This is a genomic window from Streptomyces sp. NBC_01622, assembly GCF_045209635.1.
Taxonomy (GTDB): domain Bacteria; phylum Actinomycetota; class Actinomycetes; order Streptomycetales; family Streptomycetaceae; genus Streptomyces.
The window spans coordinates 2,579,791-2,600,293 of the sequence record NZ_CP109293.1; the positions used below are offsets into that span (position 1 = coordinate 2,579,791).

Sequence of the window (20,503 nt, forward strand, 5' to 3'; positions counted from 1 at the left end):
TTGGATGATTCCGGCAGGCTTCCGTGGTGCCGCCGGACCGGAAGGACGTCCCCTCATGACCGAGTCCGAGCAGCCGTCCGTGCCGCTGAGCGTGCTGCTCGCCGATCCCGCACTCGACCTGCGGCAGGTCGCGGGGCCCGCCGGGGATCACCTGGTCAGCACGGTCGGCACCACGGAGATCGAGGACCCGTCGCCGTATCTGGTGGGCGGCGAGCTGCTCCTCACGGCGGGTGTGCGGCTGCCGCTGGACGCGGAGGGCGTCGACACGTATGTACGGCGGGTCGTCGCGGCCGGGGTGTGCGCGCTCGGGTTCGGGGTCGCGCCCGTGCACGACGAGGTCCCGGCCGAGCTGGTCGCCGCCTGCGACCGCCACGGCCTTCCCCTGCTACGGCTGCCGCCCGCGACCCCGTTCGTGGCGGTCGGGCAGGCCACGTACGCGGCGATCGCCGAGGCCCGCAACCGTGCGCTGCGCGAGATCTCCCGGGCACAGTCGGCGCTGGCCGCGGCGGCCGCCCGGCCGGACGCGCTGCGGGCCGTGCTCGCCCAGCTCAGCGGGCACACCGGCGCCTGGGCGGTGTTGCACGACGCCCGGGGCAACGAGTTGTTCAGCGCCGGTCCCCGGCCCGCGGCCCCCACACCGGGGCGGGTGCGTGACCTCGCCGTGCGCACCCTCGCCCGGGTCCGCACCGGTTCCGCCGGCCGGTCCGCACCGGCCGCCGCGGCCGACCACGAGGGCGGCATCCATCTGACCGTGCACACCCTCCCCGGCGCCGACGGCACTGCGATGGCGCTCGCCCTCGGCCAGGCCGCCACCACCGCCCCGACCCTGGTGCACCGCCAGATCACCAGCACTGCGGCCGTGCTGCTGGCCCTGCTCACCAGCCCCCGGCACGCCCTGGGCACCGACACGCACAGCGCGGGCGCGCTGGTACGGCTCATGCTGGGCGCGACCCCGGCCGACGTGGCGCCCGCGCTCGCGCCCGCCGGGCACTGGGTCGTGGTCCACGGCCGGTACACACCGGCACCGCCACCTGGAGACGATCCGGCTCAACTCGCCACCCTGGGCACCGCGTTGGGCACCTCGTATCTGTATGTCGACGGCTCCGAGCTGAAGGCGCTGGTGCCCGGTGCGCCGGACGTACGGCCCGAAGTGCCCGCGCAGGCAGCGGACTTGGGCTGGGTGCTCGGGTTCAGTACGCCGGTGCCGGCCTCGGAGCTGGCGCACGCCGATGTCCAGGCCGGACGCGCCCTGCGACGCGCGCTCGCCGCACAGGTGCCGGCCGTCGTCCACACCAGGGATCCGCTCACCGTCCACGGACTCGTTCCGGCCGCCGACGCCCGGGAGTTGGCCCGCACCCGGTTCGCCCCGCTCGGCGAGGCCGGTTCGCCGGGCGCGCCGGTCCTGGTCGAAACCCTGCGAACCTGGCTGACTCTGCACGGCAGTTGGGACCGTACGGCGGCGGCCCTGCAGATCCACCGGAACACCGTGCGGCACCGTCTGGCACGGGTCGCCGAACTGCTCGATGTGGACCTGCAGGACCCCGGAGTAAGGATGGAACTCTGGTTCGCCCTGGACTGGTTGCCGGACGAGGGCCAGGACCGCTCCGGCTAGGGCTTAGCGATAGCCGTCCGAGCGCTTGCGGTGGAGGGTGAAGTTCTCGAACACCGACAGGTCGCCGTTGGGCTTGTTCACGTTGTAGTAGGTCACGTGCATACGGGTGGTGTCGCCGGGGTGCGCGCCGGGGTCGACGGTGAACGCGGCAAAACCGTAGGGGTGTTCGGTGTCCCGGACGCCGATCCAGACCGCCTCCTCCTTGGTGTAGGTGGAGGTGCGCTTGCCGTTGGAGCCGGGGGTCGCCGACACGGACGTGATCACCTTGCCGGTGCCGTCCTTGAAGAAGCTCTGGTTCGTGGTGCCCGAGACGCCACCGCCGCCGAGGATCATGTGGACGGTGCCGAGGCCGGTGTCGATGTCGTCGGTGGCCGTGGAGACCGGGTTGGGGGTCAGCGTCTCGGTGCCGCTGACGACACCGCGAACGGCCAGCGAGCGCTCGTAGTTGTGCTCGTGTCCGCAGAGCACCAGGTCCACGCCGTACCGGTCGAACAGGGGGCCGTACTTCTGGCGCAGGCCCAGGTCGGCGCCGTTCGCGTCCGTGGAGCTGACCATGACCTGGTGCATGGCGACGACGATCCAGTCGGTGTCGCGCGAGGCCCGGGCCGCCTTCAACTCCTTCTCCAGGAAGGCGAGTTGGCGTCCGCCGGAGTAGCCGCTGATGTAGACGTCGCCGCCGTCCTGGAGGCAGTTGTCGTCGTTCTGCAGCACGATGACCCGGACCGAACCGGCCGTGAACGCGTAGTAGAGGCCCGCGAGTTCGGCGTCGGTCTCGGTGGACGGGAGGTCGAAGTAGGTCTGGTAGGCGCCGAGCCCGATCGGGCCGTTGGCCTTCTCGATCTCGTGGTTGCCGGCCGCCGGCATCCAGGGGCGGAAGCGGGCCGAACGGGTGTTGTTGGTGAAGAAGTTGTTCCAGGTGCGGACCCGGTCGACGTCCAGGTTGGCGTAGCAGAGGTCGCCGTTGAGGAGGTGGAAGAGCGGGGCGACCTGCTCGATGCCGGTGACGATGTCCTTCGTCGCGGGCGTGGAGTTCGCGTCGAGCCCGACCGTGCCGTTGGCCGCCCAGGTCACCTGGGGTGCGGACTGGTCGCCGAAGCTGGTGAAGGTGAGCGGCTTCCGGCCGCGCGGGGCGGTGCGGAACGTACCGCTGTCGGGGGTCGCGCCCTGGTGGGTGGCGAGGTAGAGGTAGTCGGTGTCCGGGGTGAGCTTGTTCAGCGCGGCGTGGTGGACGTAGACGGTGCGGCTGGAGGTGCCGTCGACGTAGGTCACCGTGCGGGCCCTGGCGCTGGAGCCGAAGCCGTGCTCCAGGGTGCCGTAGCGCACGACGGGTCTGGTCACCGGTTTGTCGGTGATCCACGAGACCGTCATCTGGGTGCGCGGGTCCGCCCCGAAGGTGAGGTGCAGGCCCTGGACCGGCGAAGCGCCGGAGGAGTCCGCGGTGAGGTGCAGTGCCGGGGCCTCCAGCGGGGCGGCCTGTGCCGTGCCTGCTCCCAGCAGGGGGGTGACGGCGGCGCCCGCGCCGGCCGTACCGAGGAGGCCCAGCGCGTGCCGTCGGCTGACCCCCTCGGACGACTGCCCCGAACCGTCCGGTGTCTCTGTCTGTGCGGTCATGATGCCCTCCCTGGCGAGCACTTGAGCTGACGACGTCCGCACCCTGGCGCTTCCCGGCGGCTCCTGAGTGAACAGTGCGTTGCCAGACGGTCATCGCGTCTCACGGGGCGGTCCGCGGCGCCGATTCTTGCCCCGCGCTTTGCCAGTGGCCGCCACTCCGTTGGCACGGGCGGGCGGCGGAAGGCGAGTTGAGGGATCAATTCCGGCCACTGCCGCCGCCGCGTCACGGGCGCGTCAAGAACCGGCGCTTCGGTGGGCTGCGGAAGTGGGTCGTACGGCGAGGAGCGAACGGCGACGAACAGTGCCGGGCGGCTGCGTGCCGTGGTGGGAGTGAGCGGTTCACCGGGGAGCCTCCCGGCGCTGTACCGGGCCGTGCGGGGGGCCCGCCGGACCGGCGCCGAAGTGCCGGCCGTACTCGCCTGGGAGCCGGCCGGCGGTGAACTCGCCCACGGGCGCTCGCCGTTGGCGCTCCCCCTAGGGCCGACCAACGACTCCTCGCCCCGGAAGGCGAGCCGGCCGCCCCGCACCGGCGCATCGCCCTGCGGCGGGCGGTCGACGCCCGCGAGCTGACGGACGGCGGGCGCTGACCAGCGGTTCCCGCCCTCGTCAGCGAGGCGTTATGAGTGCGGCGCTCACCATCAAGCATCCGTCAGAGACCGCCCCGGACCCCGATCACCCGGGCATGGCTTCGAGTGGGCGTCCAGGCCGAACCGGCCGTTCCGCGCACCTCGCCTTCCCTCAAGGAGCCGCCCGATGTCTCCAGCCGAACCATCCGATTCCCCCGCACCGCCGGCTTCACCTCGGCGGCGAGCCTCGCCGCCGCCCTCGGCCCCGAGCAGGCCGCCATCAGGCTCTCCGAACCCGCGCTGCGCGCCCTTGCCGCGCCGCTGGGCGTCACCCCCCTCACCGTCCCCCTGGCTCTCCGCCCCGGCGGCCGGTGCCTATCACCTGTCCGTGGCGTCCGGTTACAACCTGGTCGGCCTGCCACCGGTCGTCGCGGTGGCCGACGGGGCGTCGGACTGCAAGCGAAATGGTCTAGACCGCCAGGCGAGGCCAAGGTCACAGCCGCGTCCTCTGCTGCTCACCTGCACGTTTGCCCTAGCATCCGAGCATGACGGTCCTGCCTGACGACGGGCTCTCGCTGGCCGCCGAGTTCCCTGACGCGACCCATGAGCAGTGGCAACGCCTGGTGGAAGGCGTACTGCGCAAGTCGGGCAAGGAAGCCTCGGGCACGGCAGCGGAAGACGCCCTGTCCACCCCCCTGGAGGACGGGCTGCGTGCCCGCCCCCTGTACACCGCGGACGACTCCGCGCCCGAGCCCGGCCTTCCCGGTTTCGCCCCCTTCGTGCGGGGCGGCCGGGCCGAGGGCAACACCCTCGGCGGCTGGGACGTACGGCAGCGGCACACGACGGCCGACAACTCCGCGGTCCTCGGCGACCTGGAGAACGGCGTCACCTCGCTGTGGCTGGCCGTGGGCGAGCAGGGCATCCCGGTCGCCTCGCTCGGCCGGGTCCTCGACGGCGTCTATCTCGACCTGGCACCCGTCGTCCTCGACCCGGGGCCCGAAGTCGCTTCCGCCGCGGCCGAGTTGCTACGGCTGTACGAGGAGCGGGGCATCGCGCGGGAGGCCGCCCGGGGCAACCTGGGCGCCGACCCGCTGGGCTTCGTGGCCCGCACCGGGGCCGAGGCCTTCGACTTCGCTCCCGTCGCCGCGCTCGCCCGGCGCTGCGCCGAGGAGTACCCGGGGCTGCGCGCGCTGACCGTGGACGCGCTGCCGTACCACGAGGCCGGCGGTTCGGCGGCGCAGGAGCTGGGCGCCTCGCTGGCCACCGGTGTCGCCTATTTGCGGGAGCTGACCGGGGCGGGGCTGAGCGTCGAACACGCCGTCGCCCAGCTGGAGTTCAGGTACGCGGCGACCGCCGACCAGTTCCTCACGATCGCCAAGCTGCGCGCGGCGCGCAGGCTCTGGGCCCGGGTGGCCGAGGTGTGCGGGGCTCCCGGCGGGCAGGTGCAGCACGCGGTGACCTCGCCGGTGATGATGTCCCGCCGCGACCCGTGGGTGAACATGCTGCGCACGACGGTCGCGACGCTGGCCGCCGGGGTGGGCGGCGCCGAGTCCGTGACCGTGCTGCCGTTCGACCACGCGCTGGGCCTGCCGGACGCGTTCGCGCGCCGGATCGCCCGCAACACCTCGACGATCCTGGTCGAGGAGTCGCATCTGTCCCGGGTGATCGACCCGGCGGGCGGCTCCTGGTACGTGGAGCGGCTCACGGACGAACTCGCCCACGCGGGCTGGGAGTTCTTCCAGCACATCGAGCAAGAGGGCGGCCAGGCCGCCGCGTTGGCCTCCGGCAGCCTCCGCGAGGACCTCGCCGCCACCTGGGCGGCACGCAGCGCGAAGCTCGCCAAGCGCCGCGAACCGATCACCGGCGTGAGCGAGTTCCCCAACCTCGCCGAGCGCCTCCCGGAGCGCGCACCGGCCCCCTCGGAACCCTGCGGCGGACTGCCGCGCGTGCGCCGCGACGAGGCCTACGAAACCCTGCGCACCCGCTCCGACGCCCACCTCGCGGCGACCGGCTCCCGCCCGCGCATCTTCCTGGCCGCGCTCGGCCCCGCCGCCGCGCACACCGCCCGCCTCGCCTTCGCCTCGAACCTGTTCCAGGCGGGCGGCATCGAGCCCGTCACCGAGGGCACCTTCGCGGACAGCGGAGCCACCGAGGCCTGTCTGTGCTCCAGCGACGCGCTGTACGAGGAGCAAGCGGCCTCGGTCGCCGGGGAGTTGAGGTCGGCCGGTGCCGGGCACGTGTTCCTCGCGGGCCGTCCCGGGCAGTACCCCGGTATCGACGCCTATGTCTTCGCGGGCTGTGACGCCGTGGCCGTCCTGTCCGCCACCCTCGACCGCATGGGAGTGTCCTGATGGCAGCGACGGGGCGGATCCCCGACTTCTCCGGGATCGAGCTGGGGGCCCCGGCCGCCGAAGCCGGTACCGACGAGTGGCGCGACGCCGTCAAGAAGGCGGCCGGTGGCGACGACCTGCTCTGGGAGACCCCGGAGGGCATCGCGGTCAAGCCGCTGTACACCGGGCAGGACCTGGAAGGCCTGGACTTCCTCGCCACCTACCCCGGCATCGCGCCGTATCTGCGCGGCCCGTACCCGACGATGTACGTCAACCAGCCCTGGACGATCCGCCAGTACGCGGGCTTCTCCACGGCCGAGGAGTCCAACGCGTTCTACCGGCGCAATCTGGCGGCCGGCCAGAAGGGCCTGTCGGTCGCCTTCGACCTGCCCACGCACCGGGGTTACGACAGCGACCACCCGCGTGTGACCGGTGACGTCGGCATGGCGGGCGTGGCGATCGACTCGATCTACGACATGCGCCAGCTCTTCGACGGCATCCCGCTGGACAGGATGACCGTGTCGATGACGATGAACGGCGCGGTGCTGCCCGTGCTCGCCCTCTACATCGTGGCGGCGGAGGAACAGGGCGTACCGCCCGAGAAGTTGGCCGGGACCATCCAGAACGACATCCTCAAGGAGTTCATGGTCCGCAACACCTACATCTATCCGCCGAAGCCGTCGATGCGGATCATCTCCGACATCTTCGCCTACACCTCGCAGCGGATGCCCCGCTACAACTCGATCTCCATCTCCGGCTACCACATCCAAGAGGCGGGCGCGACGGCCGACTTGGAGCTGGCGTACACCCTCGCGGACGGGGTCGAGTACATCCGGGCGGGCCGGGAGGCGGGGATGGACGTGGACGCGTTCGCGCCCCGGCTGTCCTTCTTCTGGGCGATCGGCATGAACTTCTTCATGGAGATCGCGAAGCTGCGGGCGGCCCGCCTGCTCTGGGCGAGACTGGTGAAGCAGTTCGACCCGCAGAACGCCAAGTCCCTCTCCCTGCGCACCCATTCACAGACCTCGGGCTGGTCGCTGACTGCGCAGGACGTGTTCAACAACGTGACGCGTACGGCCGTGGAGGCCATGGCGGCCACTCAGGGCCACACCCAGTCCCTGCACACCAACGCCCTCGACGAGGCCCTCGCGCTGCCCACCGACTTCTCGGCCCGCATCGCCCGCAACACCCAGTTGCTGATCCAGCAGGAGTCCGGCACCACCCGGGTCATCGACCCGTGGGGCGGCAGCGCGTACGTCGAGAAGCTCACCTACGACCTCGCGCGCCGGGCCTGGCAGCACATCGAGGAGGTCGAGGCGGCCGGGGGCATGGCCAAGGCCATCGACGCGGGCATCCCCAAGCTGCGCATCGAGGAGGCGGCGGCCCGCACCCAGGCGCGTATCGACTCCGGGCGCCAGCCGGTCATCGGCGTCAACAAGTACCGGGTGGAGACCGACGAGCAGATCGACGTCCTCAAGGTCGACAACTCCTCCGTCCGCACCCAACAGATCGAGAAACTGCGGCGGTTGCGCGCCGAGCGCGACGAACAGGCCACCCAGGACGCCCTGCACGCCCTCACCCGGGCGGCCGAAGGCACCGGCAACCTCCTGGAGCTGGCGGTGAACGCGGCCCGCGCGAAGGCCACGGTCGGTGAGATCTCCGACGCGCTGGAGAAGGTGTACGGGCGGCACGCGAGCCAGATCCGTACGATCTCCGGTGTGTACCGCACCGAAGCCGGCGAGTCCCCGTCCGTCGAGCGCACCCGCGCCCTCGTGGCCGAGTTCGAGGAGGCCGAGGGCCGCCGCCCGCGCATTCTGGTCGCCAAGATGGGCCAGGACGGCCACGACCGCGGCCAGAAGGTGATCGCCACCGCCTTCGCCGACCTCGGCTTCGACGTCGACGTCGGCCCCCTCTTCCAGACCCCCGGCGAGGTCGCCCGCCAGGCCGTCGAGGCGGACGTGCACGTCGTCGGGGTGTCCTCGCTGGCCGCCGGACACCTCACCCTCGTACCGGCGTTGAAGGAGTCCCTCGCCGAGGAGGGCCGCGAGGACATCATGATCGTGGTCGGCGGGGTGATCCCGCCGCAGGACGTGCCCACGCTCCTGGAGATGGGTGCGGCGGCCGTGTTCCCGCCCGGGACGGTGATCCCGGACGCGGCCTACGACCTGGTCGAGCGGCTGGCCACCGACCTCGGGCACACCCCGTGATCGATGTCGACACCTATGTGAAGGGCGTACTCGACGGCAAGCGGGCCCTGGTGGCCCGCGCCATCACACTGGTCGAGTCGACGAAGCCTCAACACCGCACCATGGCACAGGAGTTGCTGACCGAACTGCTGCCGCACAGCGGGAAGGCCCGGCGCATCGGGATCAGCGGTGTGCCGGGCGTCGGCAAGTCGACGTTCATCGACGCGTTCGGCACGCTGCTCACCTCGCTCGGTTTCCGGGTCGCGGTGCTGGCCGTGGACCCGTCGTCGACCCGCACGGGCGGCTCGATCCTCGGCGACAAGACCCGCATGGAACGCCTGGCCGTGGACCCGGCGGCTTTCGTCCGCCCCTCCCCCACCGCCGGCACACTCGGCGGCGTCGCGAAGGCGACCCGGGAGTCGATCGTGGTGATGGAGGCGGCGGGCTACGACATCGTCCTCGTCGAGACTGTCGGCGTAGGCCAGTCCGAGACCGCCGTGGCCAACATGGTCGACTCCTTCCTGCTGTTGACCCTGGCCCGCACGGGCGACCAGTTGCAGGGCATCAAGAAGGGCGTCCTGGAGCTGGCGGACGTCATCGCCGTCAACAAGGCGGACGGCCCGCACGAACGCGACGCGAAGAGCGCGGCACGTGAACTGGCGGGCGCCCTACGCCTGATGCATCCGGCCGACGCCGCCTGGACCCCACCGGTCCTGAGCTGCAGCGCCCGCGAGGGGACGGGCCTGGAGACGGTCTGGGAGCGCCTGGAACAACACCGCTCCCTGCTGGACTCAACGGGCCGCCTCGCCGCCAAACGCCGCGAGCAGCAGGTGGACTGGACGTGGACGATGGTCCGCGAGGAGCTTCTGGGCAGGCTGCACGCGGATCCGGCCGTACGCGCACTGGCCCCGGACCTCGAACGGCAGGTAAGGGAGGGCGAGTTGACGGCGACCCTGGCGGCCGAGCACATCCTGAGAGCTTTTGGATCCCGGCCCGGCTGACCCACCTTCTTCAGGGGCGCGGGGCTGTGTCAATATGCGGCTCCGCCGCGTGGGCGCGACCAGCCCCCATCGACCCGAAGCCAAAAATCGACGCGAGGGCCAACCGGATCGACACGGCCGGGTACGAAGAGCGCATCAGGGCGGAGATCGGCGAGGTGATCTCCTTCCAGGAGAAGACCGGCCTCGACGTCCTGGTGCACGGCGAGCCCGAACGCAACGACATGGTCCAGTACTTCGCCGAGCAGCTGACGGGGTATCTCGCCACGCAGCACGGCTGGGTCCAGTCCTACGGCACCCGTTACGTCCGTCCGCCCATCCTGGCCGGCGACATCTCCCGCCCCGAGCCGATGACGGTCCGCTGGACGACGTACGCCCAAACCCTCACCTCGCGGCCGGTCAAGGGCATGCTCACCGGGCCGGTCACCATGCTCGCCTGGTCCTTCGTCCGCGACGACCAGCCGCTCGGCGACACCGCCCGGCAGGTCGCGCTCGCCCTGCGCGACGAGGTCAACGACCTTGAGGGGGCCGGGACTTCGGTCATCCAGGTCGACGAGCCGGCGCTGCGCGAGACGCTTCCGCTGCGGGCGGCGGACCGGGAGGCGTATCTCGCCTGGGCGACGGAGGCGTTCCGGCTCACCACCGCCGGGGTCAGGCCGGACACCCAGATCCACACCCATATGTGCTACGCCGAGTTCGGCGACATCGTGCAGGCCATCGACGATCTCGACGCGGACGTCATCAGTCTGGAGGCGGCCCGTTCGCACATGCAGGTGGCCCGTGAGCTCGCCGGGCACGGTTATCCGCGCGAGGCCGGACCCGGCGTCTACGACATCCACTCGCCGCGCGTCCCGAGCGCGAACGAGGCAGCGGCCCTGCTGCGCAAGGGACTTGAGGCCATTCCGCCGGAACGGCTGTGGGTCAATCCCGACTGCGGGCTGAAGACCCGCGGCTGGCCCGAGACCCGCGCGTCGCTGGAGAACCTGGTCGCGGCGGCCCGTACGGTCCGAGAGGAACTGGCGGGTTCCTGAGCCGGAGGCGGGGGCGGCCGGGCGGGTGTCCGCCCGGCCGCCCCCGCCGTGCGGTGTACGCGAGACGATGTTCCGTACAGCCCGGAGAAACAGGCCGGAGAACTGGAGCGAGCGAGTGACCAGCCGTATCACCTTGATCTCACCGGCGTTGAACCGGTCCCTGCGGGAGGCCCGGTTCGACGACGGCAGTCCGCTCGACCCGAGTGGCAGGGCCCGCGCCGAGTCCGCCGCCGGCTCGCTCGGGGCGGCCGACCGGGTGCTGGTCTCCCCCACCGCACGCTGCCGGGAGACGGCGTCCGCCCTCGGTCTCGCGGCCGTACCGGAGCCGGAGTTGGCGGGGCTCGACATGGGCCGCTGGCGGGGTCTGACTCTCGACGAGGTGATGGCGCGGGAGCCGGACGGGGTGATGGCCTGGCTGACGGACCCGGATGCCGCACCCCATGGCGGTGAGTCGGTGCGGGCGCTGTGCGAGCGGGCCGCCGGGTGGCTGGAGATGGCGGCGACATTCGAGGGCCGGACCCTCGCGGTCGTAGAACAGGAGCTCGTACGGGCCCTGGCGGTCACGATCCTCGGCGCACCCGGGCCCGCGTTCTGGCGGCTCGACGTGCCCCCGCTAACCGCGACCGACCTCAGCGGACAGTCCGGGCGATGGAATCTGCGGCTCGGGCGGGAGCTGGGGGCCGAGGCCCGCTGACGCGGGGACAGGCTCGCCCCCCGAGCACCCCAGACCAACTATACACACCGTATATACTCTGTATGTATAGTCTGGACATGCCATCTCTGAGTTCTCTGAACAAGAAGAGGAAAAGAACCCGGGCCGGGTTGCGTGCCGTCGGCATGTTCGTGGCGGTCGCCTCGCTGGGCCTTGCGTCGAGCGGGTGCACCGAGCTCGACACGACCGCGCCCGCCGCCGCCCGGACGCATGACGTGCCGGCGACCGCGCAGGCCCGTTTCGGAACCGTCGACTGCCGTGATGCGAAGTGCATCGCGCTGACCTTCGACGCCGGGCCGAGCGAGAACTCGGCGCGGCTGCTCGACATCCTGAAGGAGAAGCAGGTCCCGGCGACCTTCTTCCTGCTCGGCAAGCGGCACATCGAGAAGTACCCGGAGCTGGTCGAGCGCATGGCCGCCGAGGGGCACGAGGTGGCCAGCCACACCTGGGACCACAAGATCCTGACCCGGATAACGCCCGCGCAGATACGCGGCGAACTGGAACGCACGGACGACGCGATAGAGCGGATCACCGGGAAGAAGCCGACGCTGATGCGTCCGCCGCAGGGCCGTACCGACGACACCGTGCACAAGATCTGCCGTGAGCTGGGCCTCGCGGAGGTCCTGTGGAGCGTGACCGCCAAGGACTACGCGACCACCGACTCCGCCCTCATCACCAAGCGCGTCCTCGCCCAGGCCACCCGGGACGGGATCATCCTGCTGCACGACCTGTACCGGGGCACCGTGCCCGCCGTCCCCGGGATCATCGACGCGCTGAAGGCACGCGGGTATGTGTTCGTGACCGTGCCGCAGCTGCTGGCGCCCGGGAAGGCGGAGCCGGGGAAGGTCTACCGGCCCTGAGTCACCAGGTCAGGTGCAGGGCGTACGGGGAACGGTGGATCATCGTGGGCCGCATGGTGACCGGACGGTCTTCCGCGAGCCGTAGTCCGGGCAGGCGGCGGGTCAACTCCTCCAGGGTGAGCCTGAGTTGCTCCCGGGCGAGTTGTGAGCCCGGGCAGCCGTGCACGCCGAGGCCGAAGGCGAGGTGGCGGGCCGACGGAGAGCGGGTGATGTCGAAGGTGTCGGCGCGCGGGTGGCGCCGCTCGTCCCGGTTGGCCGCGCCGAAGGCGATGAACAGCGTTGCCCCGGCGGGGAGTTCGGTACCGGCGAGGACGACCGGCCGGGTGGTGATTCTGCGGAAGCCCTGCAGCGCGGTGTCGTAGCGGGCCGCCTCCTCGATCGCCGCGGGGATGCGCTCGGGTTCGGCGCACAGCAGCTCCCACTGGCGCGGGTGGCGGAGCAGATGCAGGACGGTCGTGCCGATGAGCGCCGTGGTGGTGAGATGTCCGGCGATCAGCAAGTTCTGGAGATCGGCGACGAGTTGGTGCCGGTGATCCAGGGCGAGCGGCCCCTCGACGACGGAGGCGACCAGCTCCGAGCAGAGGTCCTCGCGGGGCTGGTCGTAGCGGTCCCGTACGTACCGGTCGAGGGTGTGCTGCATCGTGACGACGTCCTGGGCCGCGGCGACCTGTTCGGCCTCCTCCAGGGGTCGGAACAGCAACTCCTCGGCGCGGTGGCCGCCGTGGACGACTCCGGGCACGTCTGCGGGGTCGAGGCCGACGATCCGGCCGATCACCTCGCCGGGGAGCCTGCGGGCGTACGCCGACATCAGCTCTACGTGCCCGTCCTCGGCGAACGTGTCGACGAGGGCGGCGGCGCGCTCGGCGGCGTAGGGCAGCACGGCCGTGACGCGGGCCGGGGAGAGGCCGCGGACGATGGGCGCGCGCAGTCGCTGGTGCTCCGCGCCGTCCGCGGTGACGACGACCGGCCGCCCGCCGAAGCCGCCGCCGAGGACGGCGAGCGCGGCGGGCGACGGCAGCACGTCGGGCCGCAGCGCGACCGCCGAGGAGAAGTCGTCGGGGCGGCGCAGGACTTCGCGGACGTCGGCGTCCCGGGCGATGAGCCAGGCGTCGAGTTCGGCGACGTGGGTGAGGCCCTCGGCCTGCCGCGCCCGGGTGTAGTACGGGTACGGGTCGCGCTGCAACTCGTCGAGCCTGCCGTGCAGTTCGCGGTCCACGGGACACCCTCCGGCCGGTGGTGCGGTGCGGGTCGGGCTCATGGTGCCGTACGCGCACGCGGTGCGGAAGAGAGGTTCCGGGCAGGGTCAGAACACGACGGTCCAGCCCTCGCGCGCGGCCTGGTCCACCGTGTACGAGACGCCGTGGACCTTGAGTCCCGCCGCGTCGAGGAGGGTGATCTCGCCGCCCTGGTTGCCGAGTTGGACGCCGTCCGTGAGCGGGACGAGGAGCGGGGCGCCGGCGGCGAGGGGGCCGGGGGCGGGTACCGCGCAGGAGTTGCCCAGCCGGTCCCGGACGTGCCAGCCGGTCAGGTCGACGGGGTCGGGCGAGGCGTTGAGGAGCGTGACGCTCTCCGCCTCAGGTGCCGGGCCACGGGCGTTGACCAGGGCCGCCACGACCCGGACGGGCTGCCCGCCGGGCTCGTTGCGGTTGCCGTCGGTGCCCTCCAGGGTGTGGCCGGTGGTGTCGTCGGTGTGCCAGGACTGGCTCTGGAAGGCGAGGAAGACGCCCACCCAGCGCGACTGCGCAGGGAAGTGGATCAGGATGCCGCCGTCCTGCCAGACCCCGTCGTCGCTGCTGAAGCGGCGGCTGTTGCCCTGGTTCATGTGGATGTCGTGGACGCCGTTGCCGGGCAGGAACCCGAACACCTTGTCCTTGACGGTCGGTTCGGGGCCGAAGCGCTCGCCGAAGACGTACAGCCGGGCGTCCGCGTCGTCGACCGCGCGTCGTACGTAGTGGTCGAGGAGGTCGGCGAGGTCGTTGTCGGGGCCGCTCACGTCCGGCGGCAGGGTGCGGAGCTGCGCCGGGTCGAAGAGGTTGCCGCGCACGAAGTCGAGGTTCGGTCCGCCAGGTCCGGGCAGCAGGGTGTTCCAGCCGCTCGGGAGGCCCTCCAGGCGGGCGGTGACCGGGTGTTGGAAGTCCTCGTTGACGAGGTAGAGCAGCTCGGAGGGCTGCTCGGCCGACAGGACGTTGACCGCGGCCCGGAAATGCGTACCCGCATCGTCCGTGAGATGGATCTGGTAGTGCGGTGTACCGGCGGCGCCCTCGCGCCTCGTGTCCACCGCGCGCGTGATCAGTACGCCGTAGGCCTTCAGTGGCATGACGACCGACTCCCCCTGTGGTGTACGTCTGCGTGCCTGTGAACCGCTCGGCCAAGGGTGTGAGCCCCCCGACGAAAGTACCGCCGATCGTGATGCGTTCTCTACGATCCCTGCATGGTCGACTTCCGTCTCGAACGCACGGCACCGCTCCCCCTGGAGGAGGCGTGGCGCCGGTTGACGGAGTGGCCGCGCCACGCCGAGGTGGTCCCGCTGACCCGGGTCACCGTGGTCACTCCGCCGCCGACCGGCGAGGGCACGGTGTTCGTGGCCCGCTCCGGTCTCGGCCCGCTCGCCTTCGACGACCGTATGGAGGTCACCGTGTGGCGACCGCCGGCGGACGACGAACCGGGTCTCGTGCGGCTGGAGAAGCGGGGGCGGGTGGTGCTGGGCTGGGCGGAGATCGAGGTGCGGCCGGGGCCGGGGGGCCGTAGCCGCGTGGTCTGGCAGGAGGAGCTGCGGGTGCGGTTCCTGCCGCGGCTCTTCGACGGGCCGCTGCGGTGGGCGGCGCGGTCGATGTTCGGGCGGGCGGTGAACGGGCTGCTGAGACGGCCGTAGCGGGATCTCGGTGGCGGCGGAGTCAGTCCTTGCGGCCCGTCACCGCCACCGTCACGCCCAGGCCGATCATCGTGAGGCCGCCCGCACCGCCGACCGCGGAGAGGCGGCGCGGGGAGCGGGCGAACCAGTCGCGCGCGGTGGCGGCGACCAGGCCCCACACGCTGTCGGAGAGCACGGCGATGAGGTTGAAGACGAGGCCGAGCAGCAGCATCTGGGCCGTCACATGGCCGTGTTCGCGGTCCACGAACTGGGGCAGTACGGCGGCGAAGAACACGATCGTCTTGGGGTTGGCGACCCCGACGGCGAAGCCCTCCCAGAGGGTGCGCAGGCCGCTGTGCGGGGGCGCCTCCTCGCCGGTGAACGCGGCCCGCAGGGAGCCGCGTTGACGCCAGGCCTTCACTCCGAGGTAGGCGAGGTAGGCGGCGCCGGCGAGCTTGAGGGTCGTGAAGACGAGGACCGAGCGTTCCACCAGCGAGCCGATGCCGAGGGCGACCGCCACGACGAGGAGGTAGGCGCCGAGCGTGTTGCCCAGCACGGTGGTCAGCGCGGCGCGGCGGCCGTGAGCCAGCGCCCGCCCGATCACGAACAGCACGCTGGGGCCGGGGACGATGATCAGCAGGAAGGACAGGGCCGCGAAGGCGAGCAGTCGGTCGGTGGACACCATGGGCCCATGGAAGGCGGGGGCACCCCGGGCTCGCAACCCATTTCCCGCTCCCCCGGCGTCGATGCGGCGCCGGTGCCCGGTGGCCGTCGCGAACGCTCTAGTGTGATGGTCCTGAACGGCCTTTGTGGGCACGGGAATCGGGAAGGGTGACCGGCCGATGTCGCTTCACCGCGGGGATGCGGAGTCCATTGGCGGCTATGCGCTGGGAGACCGGCTCGGCAGCGGCGGGATGGGCGTCGTGTATCTGGGGCAGTCGGCCTCGGGGCGGCAGGTCGCGGTCAAGGTCGTGCACGCGCAGTACGCGCAGGACGAGGAGTTCCGGGCCCGGTTCCGGCAGGAGATCGCCGCCGTCCGCCGGGTGAGCGGTGCCTTCACCGCGCCCGTCGTGGACGCGGACCCCGATGCCGAGGTCCCGTGGATGGCGACGCTGTACGTGCCGGGCCGTACGCTCGCCGAAGTCGTCGAGAAGGACGGCCCGTTGGGCGGCCGGGCCCTGCGCACCCTGGCCCTCGGTCTGGTCGAGGCGCTGCGGGACATCCATCAAGCCGGTGTGGTGCACCGGGACTTGAAGCCGAGCAATGTACTGCTCGCCGAGGACGGTCCCCGGGTCATCGACTTCGGGATCTCGCGCGCCGCCGACAACCAGACCCTCACCCTGACGGGGCGGCTGATCGGCACTCCGCCCTTCATGTCCCCGGAGCAGTTCGCGGCGCCCCGGGACGTCACGGCCGCCTCCGACGTCTTCTCGCTGGGCTCGCTGCTGGTGTACGCGGCCACCGGCAACCGGCCCTTCGACGGTGCCAGCCCGTACTTGACGGGTTATCAAGTCATGCACGAGCAGCCCCGGTTGGACGGAGTGCCGGAGCCGCTGCGGAGCATCGCCGAGCGCTGTCTCGACAAGGAGGCGACAGCCCGTCCCCAACTCGCCGAACTCCACGGCATGTTGCTGACCCTGCCCGAGTCCACCACGGTGGTGGACGTCCCGGGAGCGGCGCGCCCCGGCCCCGGCACCCCCGCGACCGTCCAGGACGGCGGACGGCGCCCGCGTCGAGTACGGCGGCTCGTCATCACGCTCGCCACCGCGGTCGCCGTCGCCGCGCTCGGTCTCACGACCCTGCACCGGATGTCGGACGGCACCACGGGCTCGGGCGCGCCCGCCGCGGCCACGCGCTCCGCGTCCGCCGTGACCCTGCCCGCCGGCTGGCAGCCGTGGCGGGCGAGTCTGCTCACGGCCAGGACGGGCATCCCCCTCGACGAGGGGGAGTCCGGCTGCGTGGCGGGCGGCGGCGCCCTCGTCTACTGCGCCGGTACCGGCTTCACGGTCACCGCGCTCGACGCCGCCTCCGGCCGGGTCGCCTGGCGGTCGGGCACCAGTCCGGAGACCTCGCGCCCCGTCGGCGTCCAGGACGGCCGCGTCTTCACCTACGTGAAGCCGGACTCGACCCAGACCTTCGTCACCCGGCGCCTGGTCGCCCTGGACGCGAAGACCGGCACCCAGCTGTGGGCGCACCCGGTCAGCGAGGACCGGAACGCCGTCATGTTCAGCGGCGGAATCCTGGCGATGGACGAGCACGCGACGAAGTTCGTCGCCTACGACCCGACGGGCCACGAACTGTGGACCGCGCCGGCGAAGTCGTCGGCCGGGGACGCCTGCACCCCCGCCGTGCTGGACGGCACCCCCTACGGCCTGTGCACACCGGCGGACGATCCCACCAAGGGCGGGGTCAGCCTGCTGCACCTGAACCCGGCGGACGGCACGTCCAAGGAGATCGCCCAACTGCCCACGGGCGCCGAGCCGTTGGGTGTCACCGACGAACGGTTGGTGTTCGCGGTGCCGAAGCTGGCGGCGGGCTCCTTCGGCAGCGGCGAGGACCAGCCGTACACCACCCTGGAAGAGGTGGACCCCGCCGACGGGGGCCGGCGGATCCCGCTGCCGGGCGCGGCACGCGGCACACCCACCCTCCTCAAGGGCGTCATCCACTTCGTCCGCCCGAACGGCACGGTCACCGCCGTGCGCGCGAGCGACGGCAAGCAGTTGTGGCAGCGGGCGACGGAGATCGAGAACCTGTCGGATCCGGTGCTCTCGACGAAGTCCAACACCCTTTACTTCGCCAACCGGTTCGGCCGGCTGCTGGCCGTGAACGCGCGCACCGGCACCGTGCGCTGGCGCACTTCGGCGCTCCAGAACCCCGGTGACTCCACGAACGACACCGTCCCGTACGCCCTGCTTGTCAAGGACACCCTGGTGGCGGTGGCGGGCGACACGGCGTTCTCCGTACGAACGGACCGGCCCGTTCTGCCGCGTTGAGAGCCGGAGTTCAGGCCACCGAACCGATCCGCCGGGCGGGCAGCGAGGTCGCGTCGTGGTGGATCGGGGTGTGTGCGCCGGTGAGTGAAATCCCGCTGCCGCCACGCCTGTTGGCGACGATCTCGGAGGCGATCGACAGGGCCGTCTCCTCCGGCGTCCGGGCCCCGAGGTCGAGGCCGATCGGGGACCTCAGGCGCGCCAACTCCAGTTCCGTGACGCCGACTTCGCGCAGCCGCTCGTTGCGGTCGAGGTGGGTGCGGCGGGAGCCCATCGCACCGACGTACGCCACCGGGAGGCGCAGGGCGAGCTGGAGCAGCGGTACGTCGAACTTGGCGTCGTGGGTGAGGACGCACAGGACGGTACGGGTGTCGGTGTCCGTGCGTTCCAGGTACTTGTGCGGCCACTCGACGACGATCTCGTCGGCGTCGGGGAAGCGGGCCCTGGTGGCGAAGACGGGGCGGGCGTCGCACACCGTCACGCGGTAGCCGAGGAACTTGCCGATGCACACCAGTGCGGAGGCGAAGTCGATCGCGCCGAACACGATCATCCGGGGCGGCGGCACCGAGGACTCGACCAGGACGGTGAGCGGGGCCCCGCAGCGGGAGCCCTGCTCGCCGATCTCGACGGTGCCGGTGCGGCCGGCGTCCAGTTGGGCAGCGGCCTCGGCGGCGACCGTGCGGTCCAGTTCGGGGTGGGCGCCGAAGCCGCCCTCGTAGTCGTCGGAGTACGAGTCGTCGGGACGTACGGCGAGGGCGCGGCCGAGGAGTTCGGCCGGGCCGGCGACGATCCGGGCCAGCGCTGTCGCCGTACCGCTCGCGGCGGCGGACAGCGCGGCGGCGATCGTGGGACGGGCCGGGTCTTCGGCCCGTACCGGTGTCACGAGGATGTCGATGACTCCGCCGCAGGTGAGGCCCACGGCGAAGGCGTCCTCGTCGCTGTAGCCGAAGCGCTCCAGGACGGTTTCGCCGTCCGCGAGGGCCTGTTGGCACAGTTCGTAGACCGCGCCTTCCACGCAGCCCCCGGAGACCGAGCCGATCGCCGTGCCGTCGGTGTCCACCGCGAGGGCGGCGCCCGGCCGGCGGGGTGCGCTGCCGCTGACGGCCACCACGGTGGCGACGGCGAAGTCGCGGCCCTGCTCGACCCACCGGTGCAGCTCTTCGGCGATGTCCAGCATCTCGGTCTCCTGACGGGGTTGTGGGGAAGGGGTGTTGGGGCGCCGGGCTAGTGCACGCCGAGCCAGCCTTCGATCGGGTGGAGGGCGAAGTACGTGAGGAAGATGACCGTCAGGCCCCACATGAAGGCGCCGATCTCGCGTGCCTTGCCCTGGGCGGTCTTGATGGCGACGTACGAGATGACGCCCGCGGAGACGCCCGCCGTGATGCTGTAGGTGAAGGGCATGACGACGACGGTCAGGAACACCGGGATCGCGGTGGCGCGGTCGGCCCAGTCCACGTGCCGGGCGTTCATCAGCATCATCGAGCCGATGACGACCAGGGCGGCGGACGCGACTTCCTGGGGGACGATCGCGGTGAGCGGGGTGAAGAACAGGCAGGCGGCGAAGAACAGTCCGGTGACGACCGAGGCGAGGCCCGTGCGGGCGCCCTCGCCGACCCCCGTCGCCGACTCGATGAAGACGGTCTGGCCGGAGCCGCCCGCGACACCGCCGATCGCGCCGCCGGCGCCGTCGATGAACAGCGCCTTGGACAGGCCCGGCATCCGGCCCTTGTCGTCGGCGAGCTTGGCCTCCGTGCCGACGCCGATGATGGTGGCCATCGCGTCGAAGAAGCCGGCCAGGACGAGCGTGAACACGATCATGCCGACCGTCATCGCGCCGACCTTGCCCCAGCCGCCGAACTCCACATGGCCGAAGAGCGAGAAGTCGGGCATGGAGACCGCGCTGCCGTGCAGTTCGGGGGCGGAGCCGCTCGCCCACTGCTTGGGGTCGATGACTGCGGCGGCGTTCAGGATCGCGGCGACGACCGTGCCGGTGATGATGCCGATGAGGATGGCGCCGGGCATGTTGCGGGCCTGGAGCATGAAGATCAGGACAAGCGTGCCGGCGAACAACAGGACGGGCCAGCCCGCGAGTTCGCCCGCCGGGCCCAGGGTGAGCGGGGTCGCCCTGCCCTGGTGCACGAAGCCCGACTTGTAGAAGCCGATGAGCGCGATGAACAGGCCGATGCCCATCGTGATGCCGTGTTTGAGCGCGAGCGGGATCGCGTTCATGATCATCTCGCGCAGGCCGGTGACGACGAGCAGCATGATGACCACGCCGTAGATCACGCACATGCCCATCGCCTGCGGCCAGGTCATCTGCGGGGCGACCTGCGAGGAGAGCACGCCGGAGACGGAGAGCCCGGCGGCGAGGGCCAGCGGCACCTTGCCGACGAAGCCCATCAGGAGCGTGGTGAGGGCCGCCGCGAACGCGGTCGCGGTGATCAGTCCCTGCTGGCCGAGCGTGTCCCCCGCCACGTCCTTGCCCGACAGGATCAGGGGGTTGAGCAGCAGGATGTACGCCATCGCCATGAAGGTGGTGACTCCGCCGCGCACCTCGCGCGCGACGGTCGATCCCCGCCGGGAAATGTGGAAGTAACGGTCGAGCCAGGACCGGCCCGCCGGGACGCGGGTTCCTTCGCCCGCGTCTTCGGCGGCGGTCCTGGGTTCCACTGACTGCTGGGTCATGGGGCCATCTCCCAAGGTTCACAGGGGCACCCGCTCGCCGCCTTCGGCGGCATACGGGATTTGGGATGGAC

15 protein-coding genes and 3 pseudogenes are annotated in these 20,503 nt (G+C 71.6%); 12 read left to right on the plus strand and 6 right to left on the minus strand.

The features are described 5' to 3' along the window. Positions 1 to 55: 55 nt before the first annotated feature. Positions 56 to 1,612 (plus strand): PucR family transcriptional regulator, encoded by a 1,557-nt coding sequence (locus OH768_RS11830; protein WP_406452808.1) that lies wholly within the window; start codon positions 56 to 58, stop codon positions 1,610 to 1,612. A gap of 3 nt (positions 1,613 to 1,615) precedes the next feature. On the opposite strand, the gene OH768_RS11835 is transcribed toward OH768_RS11830, so the two are convergent. After that, positions 1,616 to 3,223, minus strand: a complete 1,608-nt coding sequence (locus tag OH768_RS11835) for a purple acid phosphatase family protein (protein ID WP_406452810.1) — start codon at positions 3,221 to 3,223, stop codon at positions 1,616 to 1,618. A 330-nt stretch (positions 3,224 to 3,553) separates the two neighbouring features. Here OH768_RS11835 and OH768_RS11840 point away from each other — a divergent pair, with 330 nt between their 5' ends. The 9 genes and pseudogenes from OH768_RS11840 (at position 3,554) to OH768_RS11880 (ending at position 11,906) form a co-directional block, all read left to right on the plus strand. Beyond that, positions 3,554 to 3,793: a hypothetical protein gene (locus OH768_RS11840; RefSeq protein WP_406452812.1), complete on the plus strand. Its 240-nt coding sequence runs from the start codon at positions 3,554 to 3,556 to the stop codon at positions 3,791 to 3,793. Positions 3,794 to 3,915: 122 nt separating this feature from the next. Then, positions 3,916 to 4,077, plus strand: a pseudogene (locus OH768_RS11845) (hypothetical protein); the annotation flags it as partial. Positions 4,078 to 4,141: 64 nt separating this feature from the next. After that, positions 4,142 to 4,351: pseudogene (locus OH768_RS11850) on the plus strand (hypothetical protein); the annotation flags it as partial. Beyond that, positions 4,335 to 6,140, plus strand: coding sequence for a methylmalonyl-CoA mutase family protein (locus OH768_RS11855; protein ID WP_406452814.1), 1,806 nt, complete (start codon positions 4,335 to 4,337; stop codon positions 6,138 to 6,140). The pseudogene OH768_RS11850 and the gene OH768_RS11855, both read left to right, overlap by 17 nt. After that, positions 6,140 to 8,326, plus strand: a complete 2,187-nt coding sequence (scpA, locus tag OH768_RS11860; protein WP_406452816.1) for a methylmalonyl-CoA mutase — start codon at positions 6,140 to 6,142, stop codon at positions 8,324 to 8,326. Before OH768_RS11855 ends, scpA begins: the two co-directional genes overlap by 1 nt. Then, entirely contained in the window at positions 8,323 to 9,306 is a 984-nt protein-coding gene (meaB, locus tag OH768_RS11865) for a methylmalonyl Co-A mutase-associated GTPase MeaB (protein WP_406452818.1), read from the plus strand. Before scpA ends, meaB begins: the two co-directional genes overlap by 4 nt. Positions 9,307 to 9,401: 95 nt before the next feature. Continuing rightward, positions 9,402 to 10,334, plus strand: a pseudogene (gene metE, locus OH768_RS11870) (5-methyltetrahydropteroyltriglutamate--homocysteine S-methyltransferase); the annotation flags it as partial. A 115-nt stretch (positions 10,335 to 10,449) separates the two neighbouring features. Beyond that, on the plus strand, positions 10,450 to 11,028 hold the full coding sequence (locus tag OH768_RS11875) for a histidine phosphatase family protein (protein WP_406452820.1): 579 nt from the start codon (positions 10,450 to 10,452) through the stop codon (positions 11,026 to 11,028). Positions 11,029 to 11,171: 143 nt separating this feature from the next. Further along, a complete protein-coding gene (locus OH768_RS11880; RefSeq protein WP_406465237.1) occupies positions 11,172 to 11,906 on the plus strand; it encodes a polysaccharide deacetylase family protein in 735 nt (244 codons plus the stop codon). A 1-nt stretch (position 11,907) separates the two neighbouring features. Here the strand turns inward: OH768_RS11880 and OH768_RS11885 are convergent, their stop codons facing one another. Beyond that, positions 11,908 to 13,122, minus strand: a complete 1,215-nt coding sequence (locus tag OH768_RS11885; RefSeq protein ID WP_406452822.1) for a cytochrome P450 — start codon at positions 13,120 to 13,122, stop codon at positions 11,908 to 11,910. An 87-nt stretch (positions 13,123 to 13,209) separates the two neighbouring features. Further along, positions 13,210 to 14,223: a DUF2278 family protein gene (locus OH768_RS11890; protein WP_406452824.1), complete on the minus strand. Its 1,014-nt coding sequence runs from the start codon at positions 14,221 to 14,223 to the stop codon at positions 13,210 to 13,212. Positions 14,224 to 14,337: 114 nt separating this feature from the next. On the opposite strand from OH768_RS11890, the gene OH768_RS11895 reads away from it, so the two are divergent. Beyond that, positions 14,338 to 14,778 (plus strand): SRPBCC family protein, encoded by a 441-nt coding sequence (locus tag OH768_RS11895; RefSeq protein WP_406452825.1) that lies wholly within the window; start codon positions 14,338 to 14,340, stop codon positions 14,776 to 14,778. 22 nt (positions 14,779 to 14,800) lie between these two features. Here the strand turns inward: OH768_RS11895 and OH768_RS11900 are convergent, their stop codons facing one another. Further along, positions 14,801 to 15,442, minus strand: a complete 642-nt coding sequence (locus tag OH768_RS11900; protein ID WP_406452826.1) for a LysE family translocator — start codon at positions 15,440 to 15,442, stop codon at positions 14,801 to 14,803. A 157-nt stretch (positions 15,443 to 15,599) separates the two neighbouring features. Between OH768_RS11900 and OH768_RS11905 the strand changes: the two genes are divergently transcribed. Further along, the gene (locus OH768_RS11905) at positions 15,600 to 17,750 is read left to right on the plus strand and encodes a protein kinase domain-containing protein (protein WP_406452828.1); all 2,151 of its coding nucleotides are present in this window, start codon (positions 15,600 to 15,602) and stop codon (positions 17,748 to 17,750) included. Between the two features lie 10 nt (positions 17,751 to 17,760). Here OH768_RS11905 and OH768_RS11910 read toward each other — a convergent pair whose 3' ends face one another. Together OH768_RS11910 and OH768_RS11915 are read right to left on the minus strand one after the other, a co-directional pair. Beyond that, a complete protein-coding gene (locus OH768_RS11910) occupies positions 17,761 to 18,924 on the minus strand; it encodes an XdhC family protein (protein WP_406452830.1) in 1,164 nt (387 codons plus the stop codon). Between the two features lie 47 nt (positions 18,925 to 18,971). Beyond that, positions 18,972 to 20,432, minus strand: coding sequence for an NCS2 family permease (locus OH768_RS11915; RefSeq protein ID WP_406452832.1), 1,461 nt, complete (start codon positions 20,430 to 20,432; stop codon positions 18,972 to 18,974). Between the last annotated feature and the right edge of the window lie 71 nt (positions 20,433 to 20,503).